Consider the following 11,053-nt stretch of genomic DNA (forward strand, 5'->3'; position numbering starts at 1 on the left):
CGAGTTCTCCGAACGCACGTGCTAGTCGCGTGCTTCGTGCGGGGCCCCGCGCCACCCCGACACGGGCAGGGCGAACTTGGCGACGAGGCGGTCGGTGAAGGAGGCGTGGTGCAGCCGGGCGAGGCGCACGGGCACCGCGCCCCGCCGGACCTCGACCCTGGCGCCGGCCGGCAGTTCCAGGGTGCGGCGACCGTCACACCACAGCACCCCGTGCGGGGTCCCGGGCTGCACCTCCACGGCCAGCACCGAGTCGGGCGAGGTCACCAGCGGCTTCGCGAACAGCGCGTGCGCGCTGATCGGCACCATCAGGAGCGCCTCCACCTCGGGCCAGACCACGGGTCCGCCCGCCGAGAAGGCGTACGCCGTCGAACCCGTCGGCGTCGCGCACACGATCCCGTCGCAACCGAAGCCGGTCACCGGGCGCCCGTCGATCTCCAGGACCACCTCCAGCATCCGCTCCGGGGACACCTTCTGGACGGCCGCCTCGTTCAGCGCCCAGTCCCGGTGGAGGACGTCGCCGTTGGTACGGACGACCACGTCGATGGTCATCCGCTCCTCGACCTCGTAGGCGCGCGTCACGACGCGTTCCACGACCTGGTCGAGGTCGTCCCGCTCGGCTTCGGCGAGGAACCCGACCCGGCCCAGGTTGACGCCGAGCATCGGCACCCCCGAGCCGCGCGCGAACTCGGCCCCGCGCAGCAGGGTCCCGTCCCCGCCCAGCACGATCAGCAGCTCGCACCCGTCGAGCACCTTCGGGGTGCACTCCGCGACCAGCTCGACCTCGGGTGGCAGCGGCAGGTCCACCGCCTCGTCCGCGAGGACCCGTACGCCCAGTCCGGACTTCAACAGCCCCTGGACGACCAACTCGGCGCTGCGGATGGCCGCCGGCCGTCCGGTGTGGGCGAGCAGGAAGACGGTGCGTTCCCCCGCGCCCCCCGCCGCCGCCGTCGAACCCGTGTATGCGCCTGTGTCTGCTGAATCGGTCACTGCGGCCCCTCCGCCACTGCACGGTCCACGTCCCCCGGGTCGAGTGCCGGTGCCCCCGCCCGCAGCCACAGAAAGTACTCGACGTTGCCCGACGGCCCGGGCAGCGGGCTCGCGGTCACCCCGAGCACCCCCAGCCCCAGCTTCCAGGCCCGCGCCGCGACTTCCCGTACGGCTTCCGCGCGCAGCTCGGGGCTGCGCACGACTCCTCCGCTGCCGAGGCGGTCCTTGCCGACCTCGAACTGCGGCTTCACCATCAACACCAGATCCGCGTCCGGCGCGCAGCACCGGACGAGCGCCGGCAGTACCAGACCGATCGAGATGAACGACAGGTCTCCGACGACCAGGTCCGCCGGCACCCCGTCGATGAGTTCGACGGTCAGCTCGCGGACGTTCGTGCGGTCCTTGACCGTGACCCGCTCGTCGCTCTGCAGCGACCAGGCGAGTTGCCCGTAGCCGACGTCCACCGCGACGACGTGATCGACGCCCGCGCGCAGCAGCACGTCGGTGAACCCGCCGGTCGAGGCGCCCGCGTCGAGCGCCCGCCGGCCCTCGACGACCAGCCCCCGCGGCCCGAAGGCGGCGAGCGCGCCCGCCAGTTTGTGGCCGCCCCGGGAGACGTAGTCGGGGTCGCTGTCGTCCTTGAGGACGACGAGGGCCGCGCTGGTCTCGACCTGGGTGGCCGCCTTGGTGGCGGTGGTGCCGCCGACGGTCACCCGGCCCGCGGCGATCAGCTGGGCCGCGTGCTCGCGCGAGCGGGCCATGCTGCGGCGTACCAGTTCGGCGTCCAGGCGGCGGCGTGCCACTCCTGCCACGTTCGGTTCAGCTCCTGTTTTCGTACGGTCCGGGGACGGGTGGTGCGTCCAGCGCGGTCAGCGCCTCGCGCAGCCCCCTGTGCACATCCTCGTACACCTCGACGTGCCCGTCCGCCGTGAGGTGGTCCGCGTCCGCCAGCCGCTCCAGGAGCGCGTCGACGCCGGCGTGCCCGGTGGGCGTCCGCACGACGCCCAGCGGCGCGGGTCCGGCGGGCTCGCCGGCGGGCCGCCCGGACTCCTCGGGGGCTGCCGGGACTCTCTCGGACACTTCGTCGGTCATGCCCCGACGCTACCTCGTAGCGCGCCGCGACCACGTACGGCTCTGCGGTACCGTCGTGATCACGATGGCTACGATTGAGGAGTGCCGCGAAGCACTCGACCGACTCTCGGACAACCTGGCCCGGGCCGACGGTGACGTGCGCGGCGCGGCCGCCTTCGACCGTTCCTTGAGCTGCCACATCACCGACCTCGACCAGACCTTCACGGGCCGGCTCGACAACGGCCGGATCCGGGTCGACGCGGTCGCCCCGGGCCCGCCCCGCACCAAGGCCGAGATCCGGTTGGCGATGGCCGGCGACGACCTGCTCGCCCTGGTCGCCGGGGAGCTGAAGTTCGCCAAGGCCTGGGCCTCGGGCCGGGTCAGGCTGGAGGCCGGTTTCCGCGACCTGCTCCGCCTCAAGAGCCTGCTGTAGGCGCGAGCCCCGGGCGCCCGGGGCCGTGGGGTCCCTCAGACGGAGACCTTCGCGCGGGCCTCCCGGCCCGCCGGGATCACCAGCGGCGTCCCCGTCTGCGGGTCGTCGATGATCTGGCAGCGCAGCCCGAACACCTTCTCCACCAGCTCCGCGGTGACCACCTCGGACGGCGGCCCCTCGGCCACCACCACGCCCCCGCGCAGCGCGATCAGGTGCGTGGCGTAGCGGGCCGCGTGGTTGAGGTCGTGCAGCACCGCCACCAGGGTCCGGCCCTGGTTCTCGTGCAGTTCGGCGCACAGGTCGAGGACGTCCAGTTGGTGCTGGATGTCCAGGTACGTCGTCGGTTCGTCGAGCAGCAGCAGCGGGGTCTGCTGGGCCAGCGCCATCGCGATCCACACGCGCTGACGCTGTCCGCCCGACAGTTCGTCCACGGCCCGGTCCGCCAGCTCGGCGACACCGGTGGACGCCATCGACTCGTTGACGATCCGCTCGTCCACGGGCGACCACTGGCGCAGCAGCCCCTGGTGCGGGTACCGGCCGCGGGAGACCAGGTCGCCGACGGTGATGCCGTCCGGGGCGATCGAGGACTGCGGGAGCAGGCCGAGGGTCTTGGCCACCTTCTTCGCCGGCATCGACCCGATGGCGTGGCCGTCGAGCAGCACCCGCCCCGCGGACGGCTTGAGCATCCGCGACAGCGCGCGCAGCAGCGTGGACTTGCCACAGGCGTTGGGACCGACGATCACCGTGAAGGAGTTGTCGGGTATCTCCACCGACAGGTTCTCGGCGATGACCCGCTGGTCGTAGCCGAGGGTCACGTTCTCCGCGGTCAGCCGCTGCACTTGGGTACTCCTTGAGGTCTTCATATACGTCCCGCCTTGCGCTCGGTGACGAGCAGCCAGAGCAGATAGACACCGCCGACCAGCCCGGTCACCACGCCCACCGGCAGTTGGTCGGCCCCGAAGGCCCGCTGCGAGGCCCAGTCGGACACCAGCAGCAGGACCGCGCCCATCAACGCGCCGGTGAGCAGGTTCGAGCCGGGCGAGCGGGTGAGCCGCCGGGCCAGCTGGGGTGCGGCCAGCGCGACGAAGGTGATCGGTCCGGCGGCCGCGGCGGCCGCGGTGGTCAGGACGATCGCCGCGAGCATCAGCAACAGCCGGGTCCGCTCGACCCGCACGCCCAGGGCGTACGCGGCGTCGTCCCCCATCTCCATCATCCGCAGGGCCCTGCCCTGCCCGAGGATCACGGGGAAGAGCACCGCGCAGGTCACCAGCAGCGGCCACACCTGCGCCCAGTCCCGGCCGGCCAGCGAACCGGTCAGCCAGACCATGGCGCGGGTGGCCTCGGTCAGTTGCGCCTTGGTGATCAGGTACTGGATGAGGGCGACGAGCATCGCGGAGGCACCGATGCCGACGAGCACCAGGCGGTACCCGTGGATGCCCTTCTTGTACGCGAGCAGGTACACGGCGATCCCGGCCAGCACGCCGCCGACGACGGCGCCCATCGCCACCTCGGTCGCGCCGCCCTTGAACACGATGATCACGGTGAGCGCGCCGACCGCCGACCCGTACCCGAAACCGAGCAGGTCCGGGGAACCGAGCGGGTTGCGCGACACCGACTGGAAGACGGCGCCGGCCATTCCGAGGGCCGCGCCGACGAGCACCGCGACGAGCACGCGCGGCAGTCGAAGGTCGTTGACGATGAAGTCGTTGGCGGGGGTGCCGTTGCCCAGCAGCGTCTGCACGACGTCCCACGGGGCGATGTCGAAGTCGCCGGTGCCGATCAGCAGGACGACGAGCAGCAGCGCCACGACGCCCAGCAGCAGTCCGGCGAGCAGCGCGCGGGGTTCCGCGCGCAGGGAGGTGCCCGCGGGGCCGCGCAGGGCGCGCGAGCGGAGCGCGGCGGTCTTCACCGGCTTCGTGGTCCGTACGGGGTCCTCGCCGTCCACCGTCTCCCCGGTCTTCGCGGTCAGGGTCACAGCTGGGCCATCCTCTTGCGCCGAACCAGGTAGATGAAGACGGGGCCGCCGACGAGCGCGGTGACGATGCCGACCTGGAGTTCGGCGGGTCGGGTGACGACCCGTCCGACCACGTCGGCGCCGAGCAGCAGCACGGGCGACAGCACCGCCGAGTACGCGAGCACCCACCGCATGTCTGGGCCGGTGATCATCCGTACCAGGTGCGGGATCATCAACCCGATGAAGACGATCGGCCCGCAGGCGGCGGTCGCGGCCCCGCACAGCAGGGTGATGGCGAGCATGGCGCCGATCCGGGTCCGCGTCAGGTTGGCCCCGAGCGCCCGCGCGGTGTCGTCGCCCATCGCCATCGCGTTGAGCGGCCGGCCCAGCGAGAGCGCCAGCACGGCGCCGATCAGCAGGAAGGGGGCGACCTGCCGGACGGTGTCCATGTTGGCCGAGGACAGCGAACCCACCGTCCAGAAGCGCAGCTTGTCCAGTGCCTTGCTGTCCATCAACTGGACCGCGTTGATGTAGCCGACCAGGGCCGCGCTGGCCGCCGTCCCCGCGAGCGCGAGCCGTACCGGGGTCGCGCTGCGGCTGCCGCCGAGCACGTACACGACGACCGAGACGACCGCGGCTCCCAGGAACGCCCACCAGACGAACTCGCTCAGCGAGGAGGCGCCGAGGAAGCTGATCGCCGACACGACGGCGGCCGCGGCGCCCGCGTTGACGCCGAGGATGCCGGGCTCGGCCAGCGGATTGCGGGTGAGCGCCTGCATCACCGCCCCGGACAGGCCGAGGCCGAGGCCGACCAGCACGCCGAGGAGGGTGCGCGGCACTCTCAGGTCCCGCACCACCACGTCGTTCGCGGTCCCCGCGTAGTGGAACAGGCCGTGCCAGACCTGGTCCAGGGCCATCGGCTTGGCGCCCACGGCGATGCTCGCGACCGCGATCACGGCCAGCGCCGCGAAGGCGACCAGCAGACCGGCGGCGCGAGCACCGTGGCGCGCGCGGGTGGCGGCGACGGGCGCCGCGCTCTGTTCGGGGGGACTCTCGACCAACACGCAGGTTAGGTTAGCCTACCCTCCCAGTTGTTCGGATCAACCGAACGTCCCTTCGCCCGCCGCACTCCCCGCGCCGGAGGGTCTAAAGCCCCAGCCTGGCCAGCGCCTTGTCCGCGTCGAGGTCGCAGGACCCGTCCCCCGCCCGCGTCCAGGCCGCCGCGCACAGCGCCCGCAGGCCGTCGATGGCGTCGAGCCGATCGCCGCCCTCCCCGCCCTCGCCGCGCAGTTCCAGGACGTCGCCCGACACGAGCGCCGTCCAGCCGCCGCAGCGGAACCCGTCCTCGGCCGGCTCGACCTCGGGCTGCCCCGTCAGCAATCCGCGCAGGTCCCGGTCCACGTACGTCGGCCGGTACTTCGGCTCGGCGCGCAGCAACTGCGCGGCGTCCGTCACCCCCGTCAGCACCAGCAGCGAGTCCACCTCCCCGTTGTAGGCGCCCTCGATGTCGGTGTCCAACCGGTCGCCGACCACCAGCGGCCGCTTCGCGCCCGTCCGCAGCACCGTCTCCCGGTGCATCGGGGGCAGCGGCTTGCCGGCGACCTGCGGCTCCGCGCCCGTGGCGATCCGTACGACCTCCACCGCGGCGCCGTTGCCCGGCGCGATCCCGCGCGCGCTCGGAATCGTCAGGTCGGTGTTCGACACGTACCAGGGCACCCCGCGGTTGATCGCGTACGAGGCCTCGGCGAACCGCTCCCACCGCAGGTCCGGCCCCCCGTACCCCTGGACGACGGCCGCCAGCCCCTCCTCGTCGGCGGAGTCCACGGGCACCAGCCCGCGTTCGCCCAACGCGACCCGCAGCCCCTCCCCACCGATCACCAGCACCTTCGACCCGGGCTCCACCTGCTCGGCGATCAGCCTGGCCACCGCCTGCGCGGAGGTGATCACCTCGTCCGCCTCCGTCGGGATGCCCAACTCGCCGAGGTGCTCGGCGACCGCGTCCGGGGTGCGCAGCGCGTTGTTCGTCACGTACGCCAGGTGCATCCCGCCGGCCCGCGCGGAGGCCAGCGACTCCACCGCGTGCGCGATGGCCCGGCCGCCCGCGTAGACCACGCCGTCCAGGTCCAACAGGGCCGTGTCGTACGCCTGGTGGAGACCGCGTTCACTGCCCTCGGGGCGGGTCCTGCTCTGCCGGCTCATCGTGTCCGCTCCTCATCCGAAAACCTCATGCGAACGATCTTCGATCGGCGCTGTCCGCGTTCCGCGCCTGACTGCCGCTCCCCCGATCATCCCGCATCGCGAGACGCGTCCTACCATGCATCAATGACCACTTCAGACAACGCGGAGCACGGACTGCGGCTGACCCCCTTCAACGGGCTGCGCTACGTCCCGGAGCGTGTGGGCAGTCTCGCCGCCGTCACCTCACCGCCGTACGACGTGGTCGTGCGCCCCGACGGAGTCGACTACCTCGAGTCCGCCGACCCCCACAACATCGTCCGCCTGATCCTGCCCCAGGCCGAGACGCCCGCCGCCCGCAACGAGCAGGCCGCGCGGACCCTCCGCGAGTGGCTCGCCGAAGGCGTCCTCAGCGCGGATCCCACGCCCGCGCTGTACGTGTACGAACAGCGCAAGGCGGGCCTCCTCCAGCGCGGGATCATCGGCGCCCTCGCCCTGTCCGCCCCCGACGCCGGCATCGTCCTGCCCCACGAGGACGTCATGCCGCACGTGGTCACCGACCGGGCCGGCCTGATGCGCGCCGCGTCCGCGAACCTCGAACCCCTGCTCCTGACCTACCGCGGCGACGACCCCGCGGCGGGAGCGTCCGCGGTCGTCGAGCGGACCGTACGCGGCACGCCGCTGTTCTCCACCACCACCGAGGACGGTTTCCAGCACCGCCTGTGGGCCATCACCGACCCCGCCGACCTGGCCGCCGTCACCTCGGACCTCGGCCACCGGCAGGCGCTGATCGCCGACGGCCACCACCGTTGGGCGACGTACCTGCGCCTCCAGGAGGAGCACGACTCCCCCAGCCCCTGGGACTTCGGACTGGTCCTCCTCGTGGACACCGCCCGTTATCCGCTCCAGGTCCGCGCCATCCACCGCATGCTGCGCCGCCTCCCGCCGGCCGAGGCCCTGGCCTCGATCGAGGGGCACTTCCGCGTGCGCGCCGTGGACGGCCCGCTCCCGCTGGCCCTGGAGGCCCTCACCGACGCGGCCGAACGCGGCAACGCGTTCCTGCTCACCGGGGACGGCAGGTTCCACCTGGTCACCGACCCCGACCCGGCCCTGATCGAGCGCACGGTCCGCCGCGACCGGCCCGAGGCCTGGCGCCGACTGGACGCGACCGTGCTGCACGCCGCCCTGCTCGACACCCTCTGGCAGGTCCCCGACGAGCCGGAGCACATCACGTACATCCACGACACCGCCGCGACGGTCGAGATGGCCGAGCGGCACGGCGGCACCGCCGTCCTGCTGCATCCCGTACGCGAGGAAGTGGTCCGGGACCTGGCCCGCCAAGGCGTCACCATGCCCCGCAAGTCGACCTCGTTCGGTCCGAAGCCGGCCACCGGGCTCGTCCTGCGCAGCCTGGTCTGACGTTCTCCCGGGGGCGCCCGGACATGCGAAAGGGCGGTACCCCACCGGGGGTACCGCCCTTTCACGTCAGATCACGCCGACGAAGACCGGTCAGGCCTTGTCGCGGTCCTCGCGCTCGTCACGCTCGTCACGCGGCTCGTCGTCCTCGTCGTCCTCGATGACGACGATCTCGTCGGTGACGTCCACGTCGGAGTCGGAGTCCGGGACGGGCTCGTACTCGTCGTCGTCCTCGTCGTAGTACTCGGCCTGGTCGGACGCGCGCTCGGCGGCGGCCACCTCGGCGTCGTCCTGGTCGTCGTCCTCGTCGATCTCGTCGGGCTCGTCGTCGAGGTCCGCGTCGTCCATCGCCGCGGCGTCGACGAACTCGACCCCGTCCAGCTCGGCGAGTCGGTCCGAGGCGTCCGTCGCCCCGTCCTTGTCCGCCTCGATGGTCTTGGCGAACCACTCGCGGGCCTCGTCCTCACGACCGGCGGCCAGCAGCGCGTCGGCGTAGGCGTACCGCAGACGCGCGGTCCACGGCTGCACGGAGTGGGAGGCGAGCTCCGGGCTCTGCAGGGTCACGATGGCGGCGTCCAGCTCGCCCATGTCCCGGCGGGCACCGGCGGCGACCAGACGCATCTCGACCTGGCCGGCCTTGTCCAGCTTCTGCACCTCGGGCTCGCCGGCCATCGCCAGCGCCCGCTCGGGACGGCCGAGGCCGCGCTCGCAGTCGGCCATGACGGGCCACAGCTCGACGGAGCCGGTCATGCGCTTGGCGGCACGGAACTCCGCGAGCGCCTCGCTGTACTTCTGCGTCGCGTACGCGGCGAAACCGGCGGCCTCGCGGACGGCGGCGACACGGGAGGCCAGACGCAGGGCGATGCGGGCGTACGCGTACGACTGCTCGGGGTCCTCGTCGATCAGTCGGGCCACCATCACGAGGTTCCGGGAGACTTCCTCCGCCAGGCCCTTGGGCAGGCTCAGGAGCTCCTGACGCACGTCGGCGTCGATCTCGTGACCGGTGATGTCCTCGTCGATCGGAAGCCGCTTGACCGGGTCCCGGTCGCGGTCCGCGCGGAAGTCACGGTCGCCACCACGGTCATCACGACCGCCGCGGTAGCCACCACGATCGCCACCGCGGTCGTCACGACGGGGGTAGCTGGGGCGGTCCCCACCACGGTCGTCGCGACGCTGGAAGCCGCCGCCACCACCGGTGGGACGACCACCACGGTCATCGTCACGACGCGGGTAGCTCGGACGGTCCCCACCACGGTCATCGCGACCGCCGCGGTAACCACCGCGGTCGTCATCGCGACGGGGGTAGCTCGGGCGGTCGCCACCACGGTCGTCACGACGCTGGAAACCACCGCCGCTGGGACGGTCACCCCGGTCGTCACGACGCGGGTAGCTCGGACGGTCGCCACGGTCGTCACGACGCTGGAAGCCACCGCCACCACCGGTGGGACGACCACCACGGTCGTCATCGCGACGGGGGTAGCTGGGACGGTCGCCACCACGGTCATCGCGACGCTGGAAGCCACCGCCGCTGGGACGGTCACCCCGGTCGTCACGACGCGGGTAGCTCGGACGGTCGCCACCACCGGTGGGACGGCCACCGCGGTCGTCATCACGACGGGGGTAGCTCGGGCGGTCGCCACCACGGTCATCGCGACGCTGGAAGCCGCCGCCACCGCCGGTGGGACGACCACCGCGGTCATCGTCACGACGGGGGTAGCTGGGACGGTCGCCACCACGGTCGTCACGACGCTGGAAACCACCGCCGCTGGGACGGTCACCCCGGTCATCACGACGCGGGTAGCTCGGACGGTCGCCACCACGGTCATCGCGACCGCCACGGTATCCACCGCGGTCGTCGTCGCGACGGGGGTAGCTGGGGCGGTCGCCACCACGGTCGTCACGACGCTGGAAGCCGCCGCCACCACCGGTGGGACGACCACCACGGTCATCGTCACGACGGGGGTAGCTCGGGCGGTCGCCACCACGGTCATCGCGACGCTGGAAGCCACCGCCGCTGGGACGGTCACCCCGGTCGTCACGACGGAAGGAGGGACGGTCGCCACCACCGGTGGGACGGCCACCGCGGTCGTCATCACGACGGGGGTAGCTCGGACGGTCGCCACCACGGTCATCGCGACGCTGGAAGCCGCCGCCACCGCCGGTGGGACGGTCACCCCGGTCATCACGACGGGGGTAGCTCGGACGGTCCCCGCCACGGTCGTCACGGCGCTGGAAGCCACCGCCACCACCGGTGGGACGACCACCACGGTCGTCATCGCGACGGGGGTAGCTCGGGCGGTCGCCACCACGGTCGTCGCGACGCTGGAAGCCGCCGCCACCGCCGGTGGGACGACCACCACGGTCGTCATCACGGCGGGGGTAGCTGGGACGGTCGCCGCCGCCGGCGGGACGCCCACCGCGGTCGTCACGGCGGAAACCGCCGCCGCTGCCGCCGGTCGGACGGCCACCACGGTCGTCGCGGCGGAAGCCACCACGGTCACCGCCACGGTCGTCACGGCCCCCGCGGTAGCCGCCCCTGTCACCGCCGTCGTTGCGCCGAGGCTCGCGCTCCGGACGATCGTCGGGAGAGTTGGACATGGGTGTGACTCCTGTCGTCGGGGTACCGCTAGTCATTCTCGCGCAACCAACCCATGGCCGCGCTTCGGCGTAAAAAGGTGAAAAACAAAAAGGACCCTTGGTCCAGCGTTGAACGCTGGACCAAGGGTCCTTTGAAAGATTGTTCGGCGGCGTCCTACTCTCCCACAGGGTCCCCCCTGCAGTACCATCGGCGCTGAAAGGCTTAGCTTCCGGGTTCGGAATGTAACCGGGCGTTTCCCTAACGCTATGACCACCGAAACCCTATCGGTTTCGAGCGAACAAGCACACTTTATAGTTATGTTCTAGCTCTAGAAACCAGTAACTGTTCGTTACTTCAGAACTAACACAGTGGACGCGAGCAACTGAGGACAAGCCCTCGGCCTATTAGTACCAGTCAGCTCCACCCGTTACCGGGCTTC

10 protein-coding genes, 1 rRNA gene and 1 pseudogene are annotated in these 11,053 nt (G+C 72.0%); 2 read left to right on the forward strand and 10 right to left on the reverse strand.

Annotation, left to right across the window (positions count from 1 at the left end):
* Nucleotides 1–21: 21 nt before the first annotated feature.
* The 3 genes from ACFYW3_RS18255 to ACFYW3_RS18265 are packed head-to-tail and all read right to left on the reverse strand — an operon-like array spanning nucleotide 22 to nucleotide 2,079.
* Complete coding sequence (locus tag ACFYW3_RS18255; protein ID WP_389386750.1) at nucleotides 22–987, reverse strand: NAD kinase; 966 nt, start codon at nucleotides 985–987, stop codon at nucleotides 22–24.
* Nucleotides 984–1,799 (reverse strand): TlyA family RNA methyltransferase, encoded by an 816-nt coding sequence (locus ACFYW3_RS18260; protein ID WP_053679170.1) that lies wholly within the window; start codon nucleotides 1,797–1,799, stop codon nucleotides 984–986. The genes ACFYW3_RS18255 and ACFYW3_RS18260 overlap by 4 nt, the downstream gene beginning before the upstream one ends.
* Nucleotides 1,800–1,806: 7 nt before the next feature.
* Nucleotides 1,807–2,079 carry a hypothetical protein gene (locus tag ACFYW3_RS18265; protein WP_351752567.1) on the reverse strand — a complete coding sequence of 91 codons (273 nt, stop codon included), beginning with the start codon at nucleotides 2,077–2,079 and terminating at the stop codon, nucleotides 1,807–1,809.
* 64 nt (nucleotides 2,080–2,143) lie between these two features.
* Here ACFYW3_RS18265 and ACFYW3_RS18270 point away from each other — a divergent pair, with 64 nt between their 5' ends.
* The gene (locus ACFYW3_RS18270; protein WP_351382090.1) at nucleotides 2,144–2,491 is read left to right on the forward strand and encodes an SCP2 sterol-binding domain-containing protein; all 348 of its coding nucleotides are present in this window, start codon (nucleotides 2,144–2,146) and stop codon (nucleotides 2,489–2,491) included.
* 35 nt (nucleotides 2,492–2,526) lie between these two features.
* Here the strand turns inward: ACFYW3_RS18270 and ACFYW3_RS18275 are convergent, their stop codons facing one another.
* The 4 genes from ACFYW3_RS18275 to ACFYW3_RS18290 form a co-directional block, all read right to left on the reverse strand.
* Entirely contained in the window at nucleotides 2,527–3,354 is an 828-nt protein-coding gene (locus tag ACFYW3_RS18275) for an ABC transporter ATP-binding protein (RefSeq protein ID WP_351752565.1), read from the reverse strand.
* Complete coding sequence (locus ACFYW3_RS18280; protein ID WP_389386751.1) at nucleotides 3,351–4,466, reverse strand: FecCD family ABC transporter permease; 1,116 nt, start codon at nucleotides 4,464–4,466, stop codon at nucleotides 3,351–3,353. The genes ACFYW3_RS18275 and ACFYW3_RS18280 overlap by 4 nt, the downstream gene beginning before the upstream one ends.
* The gene (locus ACFYW3_RS18285) at nucleotides 4,463–5,509 is read right to left on the reverse strand and encodes an iron chelate uptake ABC transporter family permease subunit (protein ID WP_351752562.1); all 1,047 of its coding nucleotides are present in this window, start codon (nucleotides 5,507–5,509) and stop codon (nucleotides 4,463–4,465) included. The genes ACFYW3_RS18280 and ACFYW3_RS18285 overlap by 4 nt, the downstream gene beginning before the upstream one ends.
* An 82-nt stretch (nucleotides 5,510–5,591) precedes the next feature.
* On the reverse strand, nucleotides 5,592–6,644 hold the full coding sequence (locus ACFYW3_RS18290) for an HAD-IIA family hydrolase (protein WP_389386752.1): 1,053 nt from the start codon (nucleotides 6,642–6,644) through the stop codon (nucleotides 5,592–5,594).
* Between the two features lie 123 nt (nucleotides 6,645–6,767).
* On the opposite strand from ACFYW3_RS18290, the gene ACFYW3_RS18295 reads away from it, so the two are divergent.
* Complete coding sequence (locus tag ACFYW3_RS18295) at nucleotides 6,768–8,039, forward strand: DUF1015 domain-containing protein (protein WP_389386753.1); 1,272 nt, start codon at nucleotides 6,768–6,770, stop codon at nucleotides 8,037–8,039.
* Between the two features lie 90 nt (nucleotides 8,040–8,129).
* Here ACFYW3_RS18295 and ACFYW3_RS18300 read toward each other — a convergent pair whose 3' ends face one another.
* From ACFYW3_RS18300 to rrf, 3 genes and pseudogenes are all read right to left on the reverse strand, one after another.
* Nucleotides 8,130–9,002, reverse strand: coding sequence for a tetratricopeptide repeat protein (locus ACFYW3_RS18300; RefSeq protein WP_266951948.1), 873 nt, complete (start codon nucleotides 9,000–9,002; stop codon nucleotides 8,130–8,132).
* Nucleotides 9,003–9,440: 438 nt separating this feature from the next.
* Nucleotides 9,441–10,670: pseudogene (locus tag ACFYW3_RS18305) on the reverse strand (hypothetical protein); the annotation flags it as partial.
* Nucleotides 10,671–10,775: 105 nt separating this feature from the next.
* A 5S ribosomal RNA gene (rrf, locus tag ACFYW3_RS18310) occupies nucleotides 10,776–10,892 on the reverse strand.
* Nucleotides 10,893–11,053 lie beyond the last annotated feature (161 nt).

It is taken from the genome of Streptomyces sp. NPDC002602, from assembly GCF_042889445.1.
Classification (GTDB): domain Bacteria; phylum Actinomycetota; class Actinomycetes; order Streptomycetales; family Streptomycetaceae; genus Streptomyces.

What these genes read in the sequence shown, in the direction of transcription:
- ACFYW3_RS18265 (WP_351752567.1), bottom strand. Translation starts at nt 2,079, where the DNA reads ATGACCGACGAAGTGTCCGAGAGAGTCCCGGCAGCCCCCGAGGAGTCC.
- ACFYW3_RS18270 (WP_351382090.1), top strand. Translation starts at nt 2,144, where the DNA reads ATGGCTACGATTGAGGAGTGCCGCGAAGCACTCGACCGACTCTCGGAC.
- ACFYW3_RS18275 (WP_351752565.1), bottom strand. Translation starts at nt 3,354, where the DNA reads ATGAAGACCTCAAGGAGTACCCAAGTGCAGCGGCTGACCGCGGAGAAC.
- ACFYW3_RS18290 (WP_389386752.1), bottom strand. Translation starts at nt 6,644, where the DNA reads ATGAGCCGGCAGAGCAGGACCCGCCCCGAGGGCAGTGAACGCGGTCTC.
- ACFYW3_RS18295 (WP_389386753.1), top strand. Translation starts at nt 6,768, where the DNA reads ATGACCACTTCAGACAACGCGGAGCACGGACTGCGGCTGACCCCCTTC.